This is a genomic window from Coprococcus sp. RTP21281st1_F1_RTP21281_210402, assembly GCF_040915325.1.
GTDB classification, from domain to species: domain Bacteria; phylum Bacillota; class Clostridia; order Lachnospirales; family Lachnospiraceae; genus Coprococcus; species Coprococcus aceti.
This window is the reverse complement of record NZ_JBCPDQ010000001.1, coordinates 74,861-93,757: the sequence shown is the minus strand read 5'-3', so window position 1 is coordinate 93,757 and position 18,897 is coordinate 74,861. Positions and strand designations below refer to the sequence as shown.

The following is an 18,897-nucleotide window of genomic DNA, read 5'->3' as shown; positions in this document are numbered from 1 at the left end:
GACCTGGGGATCTCTTTCTTAATGGATTTATTATATTATATTGTAATTACATCTGCCTAAATAATCCGATAACCTTTCCGAGTATATCGCAGTGGCCTACGATAATTGGATCCATATAATCATTCTCCGGCTGAAGTCTTATATGACCATTCTCCTTAAAATATCTCTTTACTGTAGCCCCGTCATCGATAAGTGCAACCACAATATCACGATTGGAAGCAGAAGAGCATTGTTCAACAATAAGGAGATCACCATCGTTGATTCCGATGTTGATCATACTTTCGCCCTTAACGCGAAGCATGAATGTCTGATTATTGGTGTTATGTAAATATTCCGGTGGAATAGGAAAATAATCCATAATATTCTGTGTGGCAAGGATAGGAAATCCCGCTGCAACCTGTCCAACAACAGGTATATTAATAACCTCACGCCTTGACAATGCAAAATCATCATCTATTATCTCTATAGCCCTTGGTTTTGTTGGATCACGCCTTATATATCCGTTCTCCTCAAGAGATGCGAGATGAGCATGTACTGATGATGTAGACTTGAGTCCAACAGCCTTGCAGATCTCTCTTACTGAAGGTGGATAGCCCTTCTTAAGCTGTTCTTCCTTGATATATTCCAAAATCTCTGTCTGTTTATCAGATATCTTTCCTTTTCCCATGTATATTGAACCTCCACAAATAAATTCTATTTAACATAATCTGTTATATACAAAATATGATAGCACATATGTTCTGATATTGCAAACGAATGTTCTGTTTTAATTTTGCTTTGTTTTGAATATTCTTGACCGGATCTATTCTTTCGTGGGAATAAAAATGGACACTTGATAGTGCATAATATAGGAGTATTAAGGATTCAGAGTTACAATACGAACTGCAGTCGTACAAGTGTTCGAAAATCACTTGACAACAAAACATCTGTTCGATATAATACGAACATAGTAACAAACATACGTTCAGGAGGGATAGAGATGAATAGATTATTTAATTTCATTAGCAATAAAAAGGTGACAATAATTGTAGCCATAATCATAGCAGCAGTATTATATGTTTCGATCACACACATGGATGCATCCGAAGCTGATGCCACCAATGCCAGCACCAAGTATTACACATGTATATCCGTTGAGTCTGGCGATTCACTTTGGGATATAGCTCAGAAGTATATGACTGATGAATATACATCAACCCAGGATTATATCGATGAAGTTGTATCGATCAACAATCTGAACAACGATTCATCGATAGTAGCCGGAACCAACCTGGTAATACCATATTATGAAGTGACTGATCTCAATTAAACAAGGAATTAGATGTTCTTGATCAACGCATATAGATTCTATTAAATGATAGATTCTATATGCGTTTTCTGTTTAGATTTTTGCTTAGAGTGTCGTAAGAATCAGTGAAAGCAGTGCAGTTGGAATGTATTTTAGTCTATATGTTTCTATTCGCTAAACTCAGGTTTTACGAAAAAATATAGCATATTATATTAGATTATGCTATAATCCATTTAGTCATATACATGAATATGCCCACAAATTAACATATATCAGGAGGTTTCAAATATAACGATGCCAGCCAAGCCATACAACAAACAGGTCGATGAGAATAATATATTATTGCTCAGAGATATTCTTTCCGAGTTACCACAATACGCAACGATCGCTTTTCGTGGAATTGAGAATACTACATCCACAAGAACACGCCTTGGTTACGCCAGGGATATAAAAACATTCTACGAGTATTTATGTGAAAATAACCCATTCTTTCGTGATAAAACTCCACTTGATATTACTACTGAGGATCTCAGCAGACTTGAGGCCGAGGACATCGAGGAGTTCCTGCATGCCATGAAGCTTTACACTAAAAACGGACGTACATACACCAACGGTGAACAGGCGTTAAAACGCAAATTATCTGCACTCCGGGTATTTTTTGCATACCTGTATAAAAACGACCGTATAAGCTCAAACGCTGCAGAAAAGGTCGACATGCCAAAGATACACGATAAGAAAATTATACGAATGGAGCCAAACGAGGTTGCAGATTTTCTTGATAATGTTGAGTATGGCAGCGGCCTGACTGAACGCCAGAAAAAATATCATGAGAAAAATAAAGTCCGTGACCTAGCGCTTTTATCACTTATGCTCAGCACCGGCATGCGTGTATCCGAATGCGTTGGAATTGATATACGTGACGTTGATTTCGATAATATGCGGATTAAGATCGTTCGAAAAGGTGGCAAGGAGGCATACGTATACTTCAGTGATGAGGCAAGTGAAGCTTTGCTTGAATATCTTGATGAAAGGAAAAAACTGATACCGGAAAAAGGCCATGAGGATGCGTTATTTCTGTCCGGTCAATTAAAAAGAATATCTGTCAGATCAGTTGAGAATATTGTAAAAAAATACTCTCTTACCTCCGTTCCTTTAAAGCATATAACACCTCACAAACTCAGGAGTACGTTTGGCACTGAGCTTTATAGGGCTACAGACGACATATACCTGGTGGCGGACGTATTAGGCCACTCGGATGTAAATACAACAAGAAAACACTACGCTGATATGGATGAGGACAGAAAACGTCGTTTCAGGAACGAAGTACAGCTTCGTGAAAAACGCACAATTAAACCATAATAATATTATGTTAACTTAAGGAGTATTTTTATGAAATCACAAAAGCTTTTATCATATACAAGACGAGCTATAAATGATTACGATATGATCAGTCCCGGTGACAAGATAGCCATAGGAATATCCGGAGGCAAAGACAGTCTGACACTTTTATATGCAATGTCCAAACTGAAAAAGTTTTATCCCATACCATTTGAAATTGAAGCTATAACCGTAGATCTAGGATTTAAGGATTTTGACACGTCCAGACTTAAGGAATATTGCGAGTCACTTGGAGTCAATTACACGGTTTGCAAAACTCATATAGGCGAGATCGTTTTCGATTACAGGAAGGAACCTAATCCATGTTCACTCTGCAGCCGTATGCGTAAAGGAGCCTTCAATGATTGTGCTGCAGAACTTGGCTGCAACAAGATCGCATATGCCCATCACAAGGATGACGTTATAGACAGCTTCCTGATGTCCATGCTGTATGAGGGGCGCATTCACACCTTCTCTCCTGTCACTCATCTGGAGAAATCAGGTGTCACACTCATAAGACCTCTTTTATACGTCCTGGAAGGCGAAATAAGAGCATTTGCACGCGCCAACGATCTTCCAGTCTGCAAGAACCCTTGTCCCGCTGACGGCGTCACAAAACGTCAGGAAAGCAAAGACATTATAGACGAACTCAAAGTACGCGTGCCTGATGTAAAAGATCGTATATTTTCCTCCATCGAGGGTGCCGGAATAGACGGATGGTCAAGGCACTGATTAATAGCTTATGGATATAAAAAATGAATCCAATCACAAAACAAAAATGACAGTAAGCGTTTAACAAACAACCTACTGTCATTTTTTATATACAAGATTTTATAATAACATTATTATGATGATATATTACAATTTTCAATAATAATCATGACTGAGATCAATAATTATTTACAATGTCATATAACAGATCTATCGTCTTATCTATGCCGTACTTCGAAGTATTGATACATATGTCGTATCCCTTCATCTCGCCCCATCTCTTGGATGTATAATAGTTGTAATATGAAGCTCTGGCCTTGTCTTCCTTCTTGATCATATCCTTGGCCTTCGATTCACTTATGTTGTACTTCTTGGCGATTCTGGCTGTTCTGTCATCCATGTCTGCATACAGGAATATATTCACCACGTTGTCCAGATCCCTGAGTGCGTAATCAGCACATCTGCCGACAAATACACATGAACCATCTTTCTCTGCAAGATTCTTGATGGTGTCAAATGCCGCAAGGAAAACTTTGTGGTTGAGAGGAAGCTCTGTTGAACTGCCAAATCCCAGTGAATATGGATCCATCACCAGTGAGTAAAGAAAGCTATTCGTAGGCTTTTCGTCAAAGCTGTCAAAAATCTCTTCACATATTCCACTGTTCTTTGCTGCCTCTTTAAGTAACTCCTTGTCGTAAAATGGTATGTTCATCTTTTCTGCAAGAGCTTCTCCGATCTGCTTGCCTCCACTTCCGAACTGTCTACCTATAGTAATAATCTTCTTCTCTGCCATAGTAACCACTCCCATCTTCTCGTATTCTCCATGTAAAAAATATCAAAATATATTACTTATGTACAAAATACTTAAATTCCTATATGGGTTATTATAACATTTATACAATAAACTGTAAATAAAAAAGTATAGACAATTGCACGTAATTTGTGACAATTGTCTATACTCGTTTGTTACATTATATTAATTTAACAGTTTTAACTTCTTTATAAGATCTTCAAAATATTCCGGCAGATCAGCCTTGAACTCAACGTATTCCCCGGTTGAGGGATGTTCAAAACCGAGAATACCAGCATGCAGCGTCTGTCCCTGCAGCTTAAACGGACATTTCTTCGGTCCATAAACTTCATCCCCAAGTATGGGATGTCCAATGGATGCCATATGAACTCGGATCTGATGTGTCCTGCCGGTCTCAAGCTGACACTCAATAAAGGTATACTTTCCTCCAAAACGCTCCAGAACCCTGTAATGTGTGACGGCATGTCTGCCATTTCTGGTATTGATCGCCATCTTCTTCCGATCCTTAGGACTTCTTCCGATCGGCGCATCCACAGTACCATCATCCTGTGCGATATTTCCATGGACTATGGCATAATACTTTCTGGTTATACTATGCTCGTGAAGCTGCTCAGACAATGATCTATGGGCATTATCGTTCTTACACACCACAAGTACACCTGTTGTATCCATATCTATCCTGTGAACGATTCCCGGCCTGAATTCTCCATTTATACCGGAAAGGGAATCCTTAAAATGGTACATCAGTCCGTTGACCAGAGTCCCACTGTAGTGTCCCGGTGCCGGATGAACCACCATTCCCTTTGGTTTATTCACAAGTATCACGTCATCATCCTCATATATGATGTCGAGCGGTATATTCTCAGGCTCAATGTCAATGCTGACCGGATCCGGCACAGATATATCAAAAATATCTCCGGTACGTACACTGTAGCTCGGCTTTGAAGCCTTACCGTTGACCTGAATATATCCGTCATCAAATAACTTCTTTATGAAAGATCTCGAATAATCGCTGAAATACACGCTGAGAACCTTGTCTATTCTTTTCCCTGCCCAGTCGCCGCTGGCTTCGATGTTATATTCTTCCATATACTATTCCTGTCCATCTGTCTGTTTTTGGTGTATGATCTCTGAGAGCTCATCATCCTTATACTTGAACAGCACCAGAATAACTATAACAATAAAACTGCATGTGACAAATATATCTGCGACATTGAATACCGGGAAGTTAATAAGGCAGAAGTCAAACATGTCAACCACATATCCACGGACAACTCTGTCGATCATATTGCCAACAGCTCCCGATATGAGAAATACCAGTGATATCCTGAGCGGTGTATATTTCTTTTCCTGATTGCCTGCAAGCCTGATGTATACATATATAGCCGCAAGCAGGATAAAAAATGTTATCGCAAGCAGGAAAACGATCTTACCTGAGAAACTTCCCCAGGCCGCACCTCTGTTCTGAACATAGTTGAGCTGGAAAACTCCATCGATTATTTTCCTTGTCTGTCCAACCTGAAAGTTGGTTGATATGAGATGTTTCACCAGTTGATCTAAAGCTGTAAGAATAATAATGGCAAATATAGCCATCGGTATTCTCTTTTTCATAATATCCGTTCCTCCTTTGAACATCAATGCCACTCAAATGCCTTTTTCATATCATCAGGAACGACATTGGTATTGATATATGCATCGCCAATAGTGTGAAGAAGGATAAATTTTATCTTGTCCCCAACCATCTTCTTATCGTTCTTAGTGTACTCTATGACAGCATCTGCATCGACAGGGTAGTCCTTGAGAGTAGGGAAACCAAACATATCAAATGCATGTATGATCTTATGAAGCTCGTCCTCTGTGATGTCACCCCTATTGTATGAGATAACAGACGCAAGGCAGCATCCGATGCCGACACATGCCCCATGACTCAGCTTAAGGTCGAGGTATCTCTCTATGGCATGTCCAAGAGTATGTCCAAAATTGAGCAGAGCTCTGTCGCCCTTCTCCGTAGGATCGTTCTCCACAACAACTCTCTTGATGTTGCAGCTCACCCTGATCATCTCCATCAGGACATCCTTATCCCTTGCAAGTATTCTGTCGTGGTTTTCTATAAGCCAGTCAAAATATGCAGAATCCTTTATGAGTCCATGTTTTATGATCTCACCCATTCCCGAAATAAACTGCTCATCGGATAACGTGGTGAGTGTTGACACATTGATATACACAAGCTTTGGCATGTGAAAGGCTCCGACCATGTTCTTATATGAATCAAAGTCAACGCCTGTCTTTCCACCAATACTGCTGTCCACCTGTGCCAGAAGACTTGTAGGTATCTGTACAAAGTCTATGCCTCTGAGATACGTTGCAGCAGTAAATCCGGTTATATCGCCCGTCACGCCGCCTCCAAGAGCCACCAGAAGATCTTTTCTGTCAAACTTTGCAAGAATAAGCTTCTCGTAGATCATCTTTACTGTATCAAGATTCTTCTGAGACTCACCGGCCTCAAATATAATAGATATCAATTCTTTGCATTTTCCATCAAGCTGATTCCTGATCTCATCGAGATAAAGAGGCGCAACATTACTCTCTGTAACGATACATACCCTTCTATCAGCAATTCCCTGTCCGGCTAAAAGCTCAGGCAGGGAATTAAAATCGTTTGCAAAGAAAATGTCATAGATTGGTTCATCATTCAGATGAACTGTGAGTGCATTACACATATAAACATTCTCCATTAGTATAAAATATATTGTTAGTTTCCAAATGGATTAACAAATGACTTACCGCCAAGATTCTTTGTGTATACAGACGAATCACTTGTAACACTTCCGCCACCGGCACCGCCAAGTGTTGAATCACCCATGGCTGAGCCGCCTCCTGATCCGAGAGTTGATTCCTCGCGGCCCTGTGGATCGCCGTCATAGGAGTTCATAAACGAATTCATAGCTGCGCTCTGTGTCGACTGTGAATAAGAAGCATTTGAACTGCCCTCGCTTAATACATCGTCGAAATTAAGTCCCATCTCCTCATTGATAGGATTCTGGGCAAGGTAATTCATATGGGCTTCCATCAGAGCCTTGAATGCACATACATAGTCCTTGTACTGCTGTTTTATTCCATCAATACTTCCCTCTATGCGCTCAAGCTCCTCCCTGGCCTCCTGCACTATATTATTAGCCTTGATCTTGGCATCATTCTCTATCAGTCTCGCCTTATCAGTGGCGTTCTTTGTAGACTCCTCAGCATTCTTCTCTGCTAGCATGAGAGATTTCTGGAGCTTTGACTCGGTTGTTCTGTAATGTACTAAACTGTCAGTCAGAGTTTTCACCTGATTGGTAAGATCTGCATTGGACTTATACAGTTCTGTGTAGCTGAGCACAACTATGTCAAAAAATGCATCTACATCTTTTCGCGCATATCCCATTCCATGCGTGAACTTCTTCTGTTGTAAATCAACTGGTGTAAGCATATGTAATCCCCCGTAAAAACATATATTAATAAGTTGCCTTACTTGAAAGAGTTTCCCCCTGAAGAGATCCTCCAGCCAATTCCTCTCTTAAATCACCAGATACGTAGGTTCCATTAGGTGTGGCAAGGAATATGTTGCCCGAAATAGCCTGAAACAGACCATCCACAGCATAACTTGCTCCTCCAATGAAATCCGCTATTCTCTGTGCAGTTGGAAGATCAAGATCCTCCATGTTTATTACGATTATCTGTCCTCGATTGAGATGATCGATTATCATCTGCGCATCGTCAAACTCGTCCGGCTTGATAACAAATACTTCACTGTCATCCATTGCTCTGGATCTGCTGTTGATTGATACGAGCTTTCCATTACCTGCTCCTGACTGCTGACCATGAGAAGATCTTGCAGCTTTTGATCTGGCCGATCCATTGTCAGATGATGCAGAACCTTTGTACTTATTAAAGGACTTGAGCGGTGAAGCCTTCACTCTGGACTCTGTCTGAGGCGCATCGTAATCATCCTCATCATCGTACTCATCGTCTAAGCGATCGTCCATATCGTCTTCATCTTCATAGTCATCTTCATCTTCATCAAACAAATCATCATCAAAGTCATCGTCGCTTGAATCACTTAATTTGAAATAATCAAGAAAACTTTTCTTTGTATTTCCCTTTGCCATGATTGTTCTCCTTTAAATATTATAATTTCTGGCACCGAATATTCCCGTGCCAACTCTAACCAACGTTGCACCTTCTTCAACTGCAACTTCATAGTCGTTTGTCATACCCATCGACAAGACGCTCATATCGATATTATCAATGCTTTTAGATTGTATGTCAAGTGATAAATCTTTCAATTTGCGGAAATAGACCCTGTTGTCCTCGGGATCATCCACAAATGGAGCGATAGTCATAAGACCCTTAACCCTGATATGAGGGAAATCTTTTATCTCCTGGATAAGCGGAAGTACCTCGTCGCATGACAGTCCAAATTTTGTTTCTTCCTGTGCAACATTTACCTCAATGAGAATATTGACTGTGACATCATGCTTTGCAGCCTCCTTCTCAATGGTTTTGGCAAGATTTAACGAATCAACGGAGTGTATCATACACACCTTATCTACAATGTATTTTACCTTGTTCGTCTGCAGGTGACCTATCATATGCCAGTTTACAGGTCTTGAGACATTCTCGTATTTGTCCACAAGCTCCTGAACCTTATTCTCACCAAAATCAACGGCATCCGTATCACTGAGCAATTCCTCTATATCTGACAAAGGCTTTGTCTTGCTAACGGCGATCAGAGTGACATCCTCCGGTGATCTGCCGGCCTTTTCACATGCCCTGACTATGTTCTCTTTTACTTTTTCGTAATTTTCTTTAAGCATATTATCATCTCCTGTGTCTGTACTATTGATATATAAGCTCTCCCTCTTTCATGGAATGTCCGTCCAGTAATATTCTGTCATATCTGGATATTCCATATGAAAGATCCGGCTTGATGATCGAGTAATCATCGCCCGATACGATAACCTCTATTCTTCTGAATTCCGCAGTTCCTCTTGATACACACAGAACACCATCCATCGTATACTTGGCGGCTGTGGCAACGGAAAATGTCTCCTTGGAATTATTCTTCTGCAGTACCGCATCGGAATCTATACTTGACGGATCAACATAACAGAATCTCTTGTCGGTAAAATATATTATCGGTGATATCTGTTTTATTGAAGTGCTTCCCGAATTGCCATATGTTACCTGATTAAAATGAGTCAGATCTGAATCACCACTGCCTCCTGTCAGGTAATCCACAGGTATCATATATACATCCTTTGTTATTACGGATGAAGCCGGTATCTTCAGACCACTGGATTCCTCGAACATGAAGTTGATGTCCAGAAATCTTTCATTTACATACTGCGCGATATATTTGTTGAATGATACCACTATATAATAATGACCATCTTTTTCGATCTTATCGTATGTCGATCTGATCTTTCTGCTCGAATTATTGATGGTAAATGAAGCGTATTCATTCTGTGTAACCTTCTCAAATTCATCCTTGCTGAGCGATATGGCAATATTCCATTCCTCATCGTTGATAAGCTTACATACAGCGCTGCCCGCAGAAACCTGGCCATCTGACTTGAGTGACTGTTTTGTATACACAGTTTTATCAAAAAGCTCAGGTGTCAGATTCTTCACATCGACGCTCTCATATCCATCCTGATAGTATGTGACAAGTCCGCTGAATGGCGCCTTCTGGGCATCAAGTGAAAATGATGAAGAACCATTGCTGACCTGCTCAAGAGCAAGCTCCTCATAGAGCTCTAAAAGCTTGTTGTCGATGCTTGTCTTGAAATTATATACATTACCAAAATTGGATGCCGAAAATCCATTTTTGAACATCTTTATCTGATTGTTCAGACTTGTGTAATCTGCGCTCGTGAGAAGTGCTGAACCATTCTCCTGCATGTCGCTCATTGCTGCCTGCATGGAGCCCGAGCTGTCAATGGCATATATATTTGCACCCTTGGATACCTTCTCGCCATCTCTTATATAGTAGCATGGTGTTCCCGTCGCCGAGGCGGTTATGACAGTCTCACTTCTTACCGCAAGCCCTGTAGCCGTGAAATCAGTATCGTACGTACTCTGCTCAACCGTGAATATTATCGGATCAGAATCATTAACATACGCAACGACCCTGATGAGTATATATATGAATACGAGTGCAAAAAGGAATGTTCCAAAGCCCGGCATTTTAAGCTTTGGAAGTTCGATCTTTGTCTTTTGTTTTTTTCGTTTTATTGTCGCCATAATATGTCTCCCGTAATTTACTCTGGCACAGAAAATGGCTGGCAACATACATATGCCAACCACATTCTATCTGAAATATAAGGCGGCATCCAGCTTATAATGCCGCAATAACGCAGTCCTTGAAATCCTCTGGTACGTCATTGACATCTGTTGCCAGACAGATCACTATATCAACATTGAACATATCGGATATGTTCTTTATCTCGTCCAATGCCTCAACGATATGTGACTCTCCAACGTATGCAACCGTCTTAAAATTATCTATATAAATCTTCTCAATATCACTGTTCTGGGAGATTATTCCTCGCACGAATCCGGTGAACGAATCCAGCTTGCTAATTCCATAGCTTGTACAGTTGATCATCTTGACTCTGTTGCTGAGCTCATAGAGATGCTTGTTGTTATTATCAAGAAATACTACCGTACCGGAAACAACCTTTACTTCATTGTTGACCTTATCTATCAGTGCCTTTGTCTTTCCCTTACCCTTATCTCCTGCAATAATGTGAATCATTTTTCATGCCTCCTGAATCTTGATGTAAAATTTATACAAATAATGTCCGTATCATATATGTCAGATACACACATCACTTTGCCTTATTTATAAGTTCAGTCATGGCGCTGTACAGTGCCTCTTTTCCATCTGCTCCGGCTACAAGAGCAATATACTCTTCACCGGTGGAATCGTTCTTAAGCTCCATGATAAGACAGTTGAGTGCCTCCTCTGTGGTTCCGGTCTTCCACGAACCTATCGAGTATCCATCTGGAAAATTTACCTCACCAGTTAAGAATTCATTTGTCGGCTCTATGGTTACCACCTGTTCATTGCCATCTGCATCCGTGTATGTGAAATCATATGTATCAAGTGAATCTATCACATACGCAAGGTCATGCTTTGAAAATTCCTTTATTATAAGATACAGATCATACGCTGTAGTGTAATGGTCATCGTCGTGAAGTCCATGACAGTTGACAAAGTGGGTATTTGTCGCACCGATCTCCTTCGCCTTTTCATTCATCATGTCACAAAATGCTGATTCGCTGCCGGCTATCAGCTCTGCAAGTATAACACCACAGTCATTATATGATGTTATCATGAGACCGTACAGCAGGTTCTTGACCGTCAGGCTGCAGCCTCCGACCAGGTCACTGGCCATGGCATCCCAATCGTCAAATGTTACCTTTCTGTTGAGAGTTACCACATCGTCAAGGGATATATCTCCCTTTTCTATGCTCTCCATAACGAGTATACCTGTCATGATCTTGGTCATACTTGCCGGATATATCTTTCCATGTACATTATGAGCCACTATGGTATCCTTGGTCGTCTCATCGACAAGCATAGCGGCATAACATCCGTTGTAGTTTGCGGCATCTATCTCCTCGCCCTGTGCTATCACAGCGTTATCGTATGCCATTCCGAGCTCCCCATACACCGGAAGATCAGGCAACACACCTATGTCGAGCTGTTTTCCAGCTTTGTAGGTCTTGCTTCCGCAGCCGGTCAGAAGGACCATCGACAACACAAGTATCAAAGAGATACTTCTTCGCATGTATTTTCCTATTCTGCTTTGATTAAACATAATATAACCTCCGAAATATATTCAACAGCCTGATAACGGTGCTGAAATATATTTACTTGTAGAATTCACGCCAGTCAAGATCTCCTCTGTCAAGTGCCAGTATAAGAAGCTCGGCAGTTGCCAGATTAGTCGCAAGCGGAATATTATGTGTATCACACAATGTAAATATGTTGTTTATATCAGGTTCATGATTCTTTGGATGAAGCGGATCTCTCAGAAAGATGACCATATCGATGTCATTGTTCTCTATCTGTGATCCGAGCTGCTGCTCACCGCCAAGATGTCCTGCAATATATTTGTGAACTGTAAGATTGGTAACCTCCTCAATAAGTCTTCCGGTAGTTCCTGTTGCGTAAAGCTCATGCTTATTAAGAATTCCTCTATATGCTATACAGAAGTTCTGCATCAGTTTTTTCTTAGCATCATGTGCTATCAAACCAATATTCATGAAAATCCTCCTAATACTTTTTCTTTTGCAAATTTATATTGAGAACCATGCCCATTCCGGCACACAAACTGACGAGTGAACTCAGTCCGTAACTTATGAATGGCAAAGGTAATCCCGTGTTCGGAAGTATGGATGTGGCAACACCAATATTGATAAATGACTGGATGCTGACCAGTGCTGCCATACCTGTTGCTATATACATTCCCTTTTTATCACCGGAACGCCTAGCAACCCTAATACATTGTAACACTATGAGCAGTAAAATTGCAATAATAATAACACTTCCGATGAAACCTAATTCTTCTCCCACTGCCGAGAATATAAAGTCTGTCTGCTGCTCAGATATGAGATTTGTATCTTTTACGGTTGCCACATCAGAGCTGTTGATCCCCTTACCGGTCAACTGTCCCGATCCTATGGCCATGATCGAGTTGTTCTGCTGATCCTGGGTGGATCCGCCTCCATACATATGTCCAAGTATACGCTGTCTCTGATATCCGTTCAGAAACTGAGGCAGGTTGTCCTGCTGGATATACCAGAAGAAGCCTCCAAAGAATGGTATGAGTATCAGTACCGCAATACCTATTATCTTGAGTGAGAGCCCCGCTATAAATATGACTATAAACAATGTTGCACATATACATATCGTGGTTGAAAGATCCGGCTCGGCAAATATAAGTCCGATCGGTATTGCAAGGAAAGCTGCAAGCTTCAGCAGCGTCTTTGCCGTGTTCAGATCATCCGCATGTTTTTCAAGAAAAACAGCCGTGCAGATTATCAGTATTATCTTGGCAAACTCCGATGGCTGTATGGTAAATGAATCGGATATCTGGAACCATCTGCTGGCTCCATGGGAATCCGCACCTGATCCTACCACCAGTACAAGTCCCAGCAGCACTATATTTGCAGCGTATAGTACCATATAGTATTTGCATATGAAATTATAGTCTATGAGTGATACTATTATCATTCCCAGTATACACACCCCGGCACCGATCAACTGCTTTGTGAGTTTTGTCTCATCTACGCTCACTATGATCACAGTACCCATGGCCATGGCTGCTATTATCAGGAAAAACAATTTGAAATTGTAATCCAGTATACTGTATTTTTTTTGATTCTGATCAAGACTGAATTGTTTTAAGTTCAGTTGATCCTTCTTGAATAAGTTCATAATTCACTGATCCTCGTCCTGTTGTTCTGTATGTATATTCGTTATCCTTCTTCTCTGTATCCACGCTTAACAATGGAATATATGCCACTAGCATACGCTCCTTGACCTGGATATCGATATCTGATTCCTTTACATTGATGTATCTGTCTATCTCCTGCTTTATGGTATGCTTCATATCGTCCAGGAAATCCGGATTACACCCTATCCTGTCTGAAGCCAACATGCTTATAAGCCTTTCTTTGGCATAACTTCCTGTGTTATATAAATATATCTTATTCATCCCCATATTCCTCCCTTCAGGCTCTTTTACGTCTGAAAAGCGAACGCAGTGAGCGGTTCTTCCCTGAATAATAATCTTCAACTTCAAGGGAATCATCCACTATCTTTCTGCATATATTCATATATGCATGTCCCGATTTCGTGTTGCTGCACACGACCGGTTCTCCTTTGTTTGTCGATATGACTATGTCCTCATCGTCGGCGATCACTCCAAGCAGATCCACTGCAAGTATATCAACCACATCATCGACGGACATCATATTGCCCTTTTTGACCATATCATATCTTATCCTGTTGATTATGAGGTGCTGTTTTTCAATTCCATACGCCTCGAGCAGACCGATTATCCTGTCTGCATCCCTTATGGCCGAGACCTCGGGAGTTGTCACTATGACAGCCCTGTCAGCAGCAGCTATGGCGTTCTTAAAGCCCTGTTCTATACCGGCCGGGCAGTCAATGATTATGTAGTCATACTCGTCTCTTATCTCGTCTATGAGCTTGATGATCTGTTCCGGGCTGACCGCTGTCTTATCCCTGGTCTGCGCGCAAGGCAGCAGGTACAGATTGTTGTAGTTCCTCGCCTTTATAAGAGCCTGCTTATATCTGCAGTTTCCCTCTATTACATCTATCAGATTATAGACTATGCGGTTTTCCAGGCCAAGCACAACATCCAGGTTTCTGAGACCTATATCTGTATCTATCATCACCACTCTGTTCCCGAGGGACGCAAGACCGGTTCCTATGTTCGCCGATGTGGTCGTCTTGCCAACTCCGCCTTTTCCTGATGTAACAACAATAACTTCACACATAATAAAAATCCTCCTAAATTTACTATCATATGTAGGTTATATTTATAATCCCTTCATCATTCGTAGCTATCATTGGCATTCTTTTTGCACCCGGAAGTCTGATTCCTGTACTTTTCGCTTTTCCTATCTGCAAAAGCTGTGGGCACATTCTCATCGCTATTATGAAATTGTTTCCAGCCGCCAGCTTACCCGCTATGGCAGCTCCCGCCAGTTCCCCAACGACCACGATATTCTTACCGGATACAACCCTGGCATCCCTGGCAACATCTCCGAGGATAATGACATTTCCCCTGATCTCAAGGGTCTGCTTTCTCCCTATGTCGCCGCGGAAGATATATGGTCTTTCATTGTCACTGTGCGTTTTAGTCATATCCGGCAAAGCCATACTGACTTTTGCCTGTTGTGGTTCACGATCCCCATCATCCCGGACACCGGAACCTGTATATTGATCTATGTCAGGTTTAGCTGCAAATCTGACATGAATCTTATCAATGCTGTTTAAAAAACTGATTATCTCCTCCGTGTCTCCACGCTCCAGGGTACATCCCCTGAAAGATATACATACAGTTCCTTTTTTCTGGAAGGCACTTATATTATCGAGGATCCTGCAATACAGATCGCAGCAGATATCATTTACAGACATAGCCGCCGGTACATAGACAACTATGCCTGATCTGTCTGCCTTGATTGATAATCTGTCCATACCATCCATATCATCTGCTCCTGTCATATTATTTCCTACACACAGGTTCTGTGATATATCTTTGGTATCTCAATTAATCTGACATCTGGTTGTTTCCTGTTATGTCAAGCGTATCAAGCTTGTCAGGGTCATACATATATGCGTACACCATTCCGGCAAGCTCCTCTGCGTTACCCGATGTATATCCATGTGGAATAACACATGTTACACTGACCTCAGGGTTCTCATAAGGCGCAAATGACACAAACAATGCGTGATCCGGCCTTGTGGTATCCTCCTCTGCTGTTCCCGTCTTGCCGGCAACATTGACATTTATCTGATTTATAAGAGCCGATGGACTTGTGTGGTCACTTACCATCTGACGCATTCCCTGTTTTATGACCGCCCACTGGCCGTCCGTCAGATCAACTGTATTCTTAGGAACGTTGTCACTCTTATACACTGTTCTTCCATCTATATTTTTTATCTCGTTCACCAGTGTCAGGTCATAACAGTTGCCCTCATTGGCGATGGTTGTCACATATCTGGCAAGCTGGACAGGCGCATAGTTATTTGTACCCTGTCCGATAGAAGAACGTACCGCATCAGTATCTGACACATGCGGATCCATCTCTTCTATCTCCACACCTGACTTCTGGTCAAGTCCAAATAACGAAGCGTACTTCTGTATCTTATCTATACCTTGTGCATCCTGATATACTCCCTTGCTGTCTGTGGCAAGGCGGTATCCAACCTCATAGAAGAAACCGTTACACGATACCTCTATGGCGTCAGCGAGACCAAGTGTTCCGTGTCCGCTTCTGAGCCAGCAGGCCGGTGAAGGAACAACCTTTGAGAATGTACCGTAATCAGTTATAACTGATCCAACGTCTATAACGCCCTCCTGCAGACCAGCTGCAGCAATGAGCATCTTGTATGTGGAACCCGGTGCAGTTCTCTGCATGGTTGCACGATTGTACATAGGGGTCGTCTTATCTTCTGTTATCTTGGCATAATAGTCAGGATCGATCACATTTGTGAGCTTGTTGTTGTCGTAGCTTGGGTAGCTTACCATAGCCCTTACAGTTCCTGTCGCCGGATCGACCACCACGATGGATCCCGAGCATGGGTCAAGAGCAAGCATGGCAGGTGTTATCTCAAGCTTTTTGATCTTTCTGTAAATAAATTCAAAATTGCTGAGGACACCTGACGTAAATTCCTCGTAATCTTCGTCTGTTGTACTATTAAGGATTCCCTGGTCGTATAACAGGTATATTACCTGGGAACCTGTTATTTCACCTGATAATATCATATATTTGAAGACTCGTTTGTCGAAATCGGAGTCATCCTCAAATTCTTTGAGTACATAATCGACAATAACATTGTATATCTCATCCGTATCATAATAATCACTGCTTGTCTGAATGCCGGTTATGTCTATTACTCCCTGGCTTATGCAGTATTTCAGATACTCATATAATGATATCTTGTCATTTACATAGTTGTTATATGTGTCACTGTCCTTATCCACTGCACTGCTGTCATATATGCCGTTTGAGCTCAGCGTCTCGCATATAAACTCCATATAATCCTTGTACTGATCCGAAAGATTATACAGTTCCGTGTGACTGCTCTTCAGAATGTCCGAAAGCGCATTGAGTGTGTACTGCTTGCTTGATACAAATGTGTTGTACACATTCTTTTCATTGTCAGTTGCATTCGCAGCATTAAGGGCCTTTATGTCTATAATGTTGTTGTCAAAGAATGCCGAGTACACATCCGTTATAGGTATATCCTCTTTCTCCTTGGATGTCGTCACGTTCTTGAGATTTGCAAGGAGAATATACGACAATTCCTTTTCAAGTGCGTTGTAGCAGTATTTCTGAAGATCAGAGTCAAGTGTGAGGTAAATATCGTTTCCTGCAACAGAATCAGTCTTTTCTATAATCTCAAGGACTTTTCCCATGTTGTCAACGTACATCTTCTGGGAACCGTCAACACCACGAAGCTGATCCTCGTACGACTGTTCCAAACCAAGCTTTCCAACCATATCATTGGAATCATACTGCTGATTCTCGTCAAGCTTCGCATTGTACTCCTCGAGCTCCTCATTTGAAATGTTGCCGATATATCCGATTATATGCGAAAAATATATGGCATCATTGTATACTCTGTTTGATTCAATACTCACATCCATTCCGAGCAGTGTATCCATATTCTCAGTTATCGCAGCATAGCTCTGCTGACTTATATTGTTGGCGATATCCACTGTCATGTACTGCTGGTATCTGTTGAGCCATACCTCATATCTCACGGCAAGGATCTTGAGCACATAGGCATCCGAATAATCACCTGAGATATTGAAAAGTTCATCACTTCTCATATAGTCAAATACTTCCCTTGCTGTAGCATTCTTCTGTGCATCGGTGAGGGCATCAACTGAGCTTGCACCATAAACATTCATATAAAATGTATTGAGCTGTGAGCCGCTTATCGTGAATTTCATGTTGCCATTTGCATCCAGCTTGATCGGAAGCTCCACGGACAGACTGTCTCCATTCTGCTCAAGTATAAGTATCGTCTTATAAACTATCTCATTTCTTAGCTCATTGACCGACATATTCTTCTTGTCTGCCGCCTCAGTGAGGTCTGCATTGCTGGTGAAACTCAGATTGTATGAAGATTCGTTATATGCAAGCAGTTTTCCGTTGCAGTCGAAAATCTTTCCTCTGGTGGCCTTGACCGACACCGTCTTAAGTGATTTGTACTGGAAGCTGGACTGATATTTTTCTCCATTTATGATCTGAAGATTAAACAATCTGTACACAAGCACGCCTGACAGGCACAAAAAAAACAGAGTGACATAAAAAATACGGCTCTTTAACTTTTCTACTATAAAATCTTTGATTATCTCTAATATATCTCTGATCACTATGTCTCACTTCCTTTTTCAGCGCGTTTCAGCCGCTTGTTTATAAAGACAAACAGCTTGAATACTATCATCGTAAGTATGGCTGTGTATATCATATCCGGCAAAATAATATCCTTCATGTACAGCCCAAAACTGAGTCTGTTACGCATTACAAAGAATATTATAAATGTTATGAAATTAAATATGAAATCATCAAGTGTTATGATGATGATAGGCAGCAGTACATCCTCCACGAGGTACAGTCTGTGGAAAAATCCGTTACAGTATCCAATGAGCATATATATGATCATAAAAGGGCCTATGGCAAAGCCAAAGTACAGATCATATAAAAAGCCACAGAAAAATCCCACCAGCATTCCCTCTTTTCGACCTCTCATAAGTCCAAAGGACACCGTGAGGATGAGCATCAGATTGGGAGTCGCACCCGCAACTGAAATATATGGAAAAAGTGCTGACTGAAGCACAAAACATATTATGATTAATAATCCAAGTGTGATAACTCTTCTCAATGTCTGTTT

At 41.2% G+C, this 18,897-nt stretch carries 21 protein-coding genes; 3 read left to right on the top strand and 18 right to left on the bottom strand.

Features of this window, described 5'->3' with window-relative positions:
- Positions 1-46 precede the first annotated feature (46 nt).
- Positions 47-667 (bottom strand): transcriptional repressor LexA, encoded by a 621-nt coding sequence (gene lexA, locus AB5150_RS00520; RefSeq protein ID WP_368291028.1) that lies wholly within the window; start codon positions 665-667, stop codon positions 47-49.
- Positions 668-979: 312 nt separating this feature from the next.
- On the opposite strand from lexA, the gene AB5150_RS00515 reads away from it, so the two are divergent.
- The 3 genes from AB5150_RS00515 to AB5150_RS00505 all read left to right on the top strand — a co-directional run bounded on the left by AB5150_RS00515 (position 980) and on the right by AB5150_RS00505 (position 3,397).
- Positions 980-1,309, top strand: coding sequence for a LysM peptidoglycan-binding domain-containing protein (locus tag AB5150_RS00515; protein ID WP_015534940.1), 330 nt, complete (start codon positions 980-982; stop codon positions 1,307-1,309).
- Positions 1,310-1,582: 273 nt separating this feature from the next.
- A complete protein-coding gene (locus AB5150_RS00510) occupies positions 1,583-2,647 on the top strand; it encodes a tyrosine-type recombinase/integrase (RefSeq protein WP_055144446.1) in 1,065 nt (354 codons plus the stop codon).
- A 30-nt stretch (positions 2,648-2,677) separates the two neighbouring features.
- Positions 2,678-3,397 carry a tRNA 2-thiocytidine biosynthesis TtcA family protein gene (locus AB5150_RS00505; protein WP_055279951.1) on the top strand — a complete coding sequence of 240 codons (720 nt, stop codon included), beginning with the start codon at positions 2,678-2,680 and terminating at the stop codon, positions 3,395-3,397.
- A gap of 157 nt (positions 3,398-3,554) precedes the next feature.
- Here AB5150_RS00505 and AB5150_RS00500 read toward each other — a convergent pair whose 3' ends face one another.
- From AB5150_RS00500 to mreD, 17 genes are all read right to left on the bottom strand, one after another.
- Entirely contained in the window at positions 3,555-4,169 is a 615-nt protein-coding gene (locus AB5150_RS00500; protein WP_238050269.1) for an AAA family ATPase, read from the bottom strand.
- 183 nt (positions 4,170-4,352) lie between these two features.
- Positions 4,353-5,276 carry an RluA family pseudouridine synthase gene (locus AB5150_RS00495; RefSeq protein WP_368291026.1) on the bottom strand — a complete coding sequence of 308 codons (924 nt, stop codon included), beginning with the start codon at positions 5,274-5,276 and terminating at the stop codon, positions 4,353-4,355.
- Between the two features lie 3 nt (positions 5,277-5,279).
- A complete protein-coding gene (gene lspA / locus AB5150_RS00490) occupies positions 5,280-5,798 on the bottom strand; it encodes a signal peptidase II (protein ID WP_368291024.1) in 519 nt (172 codons plus the stop codon).
- Between the two features lie 23 nt (positions 5,799-5,821).
- Positions 5,822-6,907, bottom strand: coding sequence for a 3-dehydroquinate synthase (aroB, locus tag AB5150_RS00485; protein ID WP_015534937.1), 1,086 nt, complete (start codon positions 6,905-6,907; stop codon positions 5,822-5,824).
- 32 nt (positions 6,908-6,939) lie between these two features.
- On the bottom strand, positions 6,940-7,656 hold the full coding sequence (locus tag AB5150_RS00480) for a DivIVA domain-containing protein (protein ID WP_015534936.1): 717 nt from the start codon (positions 7,654-7,656) through the stop codon (positions 6,940-6,942).
- A 25-nt stretch (positions 7,657-7,681) separates the two neighbouring features.
- The gene (locus tag AB5150_RS00475) at positions 7,682-8,335 is read right to left on the bottom strand and encodes a cell division protein SepF (protein WP_015534935.1); all 654 of its coding nucleotides are present in this window, start codon (positions 8,333-8,335) and stop codon (positions 7,682-7,684) included.
- Between the two features lie 12 nt (positions 8,336-8,347).
- Complete coding sequence (locus AB5150_RS00470; protein ID WP_015534934.1) at positions 8,348-9,043, bottom strand: YggS family pyridoxal phosphate-dependent enzyme; 696 nt, start codon at positions 9,041-9,043, stop codon at positions 8,348-8,350.
- 22 nt (positions 9,044-9,065) lie between these two features.
- Positions 9,066-10,472 carry an HlyD family efflux transporter periplasmic adaptor subunit gene (locus AB5150_RS00465; RefSeq protein WP_118649142.1) on the bottom strand — a complete coding sequence of 469 codons (1,407 nt, stop codon included), beginning with the start codon at positions 10,470-10,472 and terminating at the stop codon, positions 9,066-9,068.
- 94 nt (positions 10,473-10,566) lie between these two features.
- Positions 10,567-10,986 carry a hypothetical protein gene (locus tag AB5150_RS00460; RefSeq protein ID WP_015534931.1) on the bottom strand — a complete coding sequence of 140 codons (420 nt, stop codon included), beginning with the start codon at positions 10,984-10,986 and terminating at the stop codon, positions 10,567-10,569.
- Positions 10,987-11,059: 73 nt separating this feature from the next.
- Positions 11,060-12,055 (bottom strand): D-alanyl-D-alanine carboxypeptidase family protein, encoded by a 996-nt coding sequence (locus AB5150_RS00455; RefSeq protein WP_242849648.1) that lies wholly within the window; start codon positions 12,053-12,055, stop codon positions 11,060-11,062.
- A gap of 52 nt (positions 12,056-12,107) precedes the next feature.
- A complete protein-coding gene (locus AB5150_RS00450) occupies positions 12,108-12,503 on the bottom strand; it encodes a methylglyoxal synthase (RefSeq protein ID WP_022216472.1) in 396 nt (131 codons plus the stop codon).
- Positions 12,504-12,513: 10 nt separating this feature from the next.
- The gene (locus tag AB5150_RS00445) at positions 12,514-13,677 is read right to left on the bottom strand and encodes an FtsW/RodA/SpoVE family cell cycle protein (protein WP_118649141.1); all 1,164 of its coding nucleotides are present in this window, start codon (positions 13,675-13,677) and stop codon (positions 12,514-12,516) included.
- On the bottom strand, positions 13,628-13,957 hold the full coding sequence (locus tag AB5150_RS00440) for a cell division topological specificity factor MinE (RefSeq protein WP_015534928.1): 330 nt from the start codon (positions 13,955-13,957) through the stop codon (positions 13,628-13,630). The genes AB5150_RS00445 and AB5150_RS00440 overlap by 50 nt, the downstream gene beginning before the upstream one ends.
- 16 nt (positions 13,958-13,973) lie before the next feature.
- Positions 13,974-14,765: a septum site-determining protein MinD gene (minD, locus tag AB5150_RS00435; protein WP_022216474.1), complete on the bottom strand. Its 792-nt coding sequence runs from the start codon at positions 14,763-14,765 to the stop codon at positions 13,974-13,976.
- A gap of 25 nt (positions 14,766-14,790) precedes the next feature.
- Positions 14,791-15,495 (bottom strand): septum site-determining protein MinC, encoded by a 705-nt coding sequence (locus AB5150_RS00430; protein WP_055144455.1) that lies wholly within the window; start codon positions 15,493-15,495, stop codon positions 14,791-14,793.
- A 46-nt stretch (positions 15,496-15,541) separates the two neighbouring features.
- Positions 15,542-18,379 carry a penicillin-binding transpeptidase domain-containing protein gene (locus AB5150_RS00425; protein ID WP_349092684.1) on the bottom strand — a complete coding sequence of 946 codons (2,838 nt, stop codon included), beginning with the start codon at positions 18,377-18,379 and terminating at the stop codon, positions 15,542-15,544.
- Positions 18,379-18,888, bottom strand: a complete 510-nt coding sequence (mreD, locus tag AB5150_RS00420; protein ID WP_022216476.1) for a rod shape-determining protein MreD — start codon at positions 18,886-18,888, stop codon at positions 18,379-18,381. Before mreD ends, AB5150_RS00425 begins: the two co-directional genes overlap by 1 nt.
- Between the last annotated feature and the right edge of the window lie 9 nt (positions 18,889-18,897).

Excerpts from the sequence above, each read along its gene's own strand:
- AB5150_RS00500 (WP_238050269.1), bottom strand. The coding sequence starts at position 4,169 with ATGGCAGAGAAGAAGATTATTACTATAGGTAGACAGTTCGGAAGTGGA.
- AB5150_RS00470 (WP_015534934.1), bottom strand. The coding sequence starts at position 9,043 with ATGCTTAAAGAAAATTACGAAAAAGTAAAAGAGAACATAGTCAGGGCA.
- AB5150_RS00440 (WP_015534928.1), bottom strand. The coding sequence starts at position 13,957 with ATGAATAAGATATATTTATATAACACAGGAAGTTATGCCAAAGAAAGG.
- AB5150_RS00475 (WP_015534935.1), bottom strand. The coding sequence starts at position 8,335 with ATGGCAAAGGGAAATACAAAGAAAAGTTTTCTTGATTATTTCAAATTA.
- AB5150_RS00460 (WP_015534931.1), bottom strand. The coding sequence starts at position 10,986 with ATGATTCACATTATTGCAGGAGATAAGGGTAAGGGAAAGACAAAGGCA.
- lexA (WP_368291028.1), bottom strand. The coding sequence starts at position 667 with ATGGGAAAAGGAAAGATATCTGATAAACAGACAGAGATTTTGGAATAT.
- AB5150_RS00480 (WP_015534936.1), bottom strand. The coding sequence starts at position 7,656 with ATGCTTACACCAGTTGATTTACAACAGAAGAAGTTCACGCATGGAATG.
- AB5150_RS00510 (WP_055144446.1), top strand. The coding sequence starts at position 1,583 with ATGCCAGCCAAGCCATACAACAAACAGGTCGATGAGAATAATATATTA.
- AB5150_RS00445 (WP_118649141.1), bottom strand. The coding sequence starts at position 13,677 with ATGAACTTATTCAAGAAGGATCAACTGAACTTAAAACAATTCAGTCTT.
- AB5150_RS00450 (WP_022216472.1), bottom strand. The coding sequence starts at position 12,503 with ATGAATATTGGTTTGATAGCACATGATGCTAAGAAAAAACTGATGCAG.
- minD (WP_022216474.1), bottom strand. The coding sequence starts at position 14,765 with ATGTGTGAAGTTATTGTTGTTACATCAGGAAAAGGCGGAGTTGGCAAG.
- AB5150_RS00465 (WP_118649142.1), bottom strand. The coding sequence starts at position 10,472 with ATGGCGACAATAAAACGAAAAAAACAAAAGACAAAGATCGAACTTCCA.
- AB5150_RS00430 (WP_055144455.1), bottom strand. The coding sequence starts at position 15,495 with ATGACAGGAGCAGATGATATGGATGGTATGGACAGATTATCAATCAAG.
- AB5150_RS00515 (WP_015534940.1), top strand. The coding sequence starts at position 980 with ATGAATAGATTATTTAATTTCATTAGCAATAAAAAGGTGACAATAATT.
- AB5150_RS00495 (WP_368291026.1), bottom strand. The coding sequence starts at position 5,276 with ATGGAAGAATATAACATCGAAGCCAGCGGCGACTGGGCAGGGAAAAGA.
- aroB (WP_015534937.1), bottom strand. The coding sequence starts at position 6,907 with ATGTGTAATGCACTCACAGTTCATCTGAATGATGAACCAATCTATGAC.
- lspA (WP_368291024.1), bottom strand. The coding sequence starts at position 5,798 with ATGAAAAAGAGAATACCGATGGCTATATTTGCCATTATTATTCTTACA.
- AB5150_RS00505 (WP_055279951.1), top strand. The coding sequence starts at position 2,678 with ATGAAATCACAAAAGCTTTTATCATATACAAGACGAGCTATAAATGAT.
- AB5150_RS00455 (WP_242849648.1), bottom strand. The coding sequence starts at position 12,055 with ATGTTTAATCAAAGCAGAATAGGAAAATACATGCGAAGAAGTATCTCT.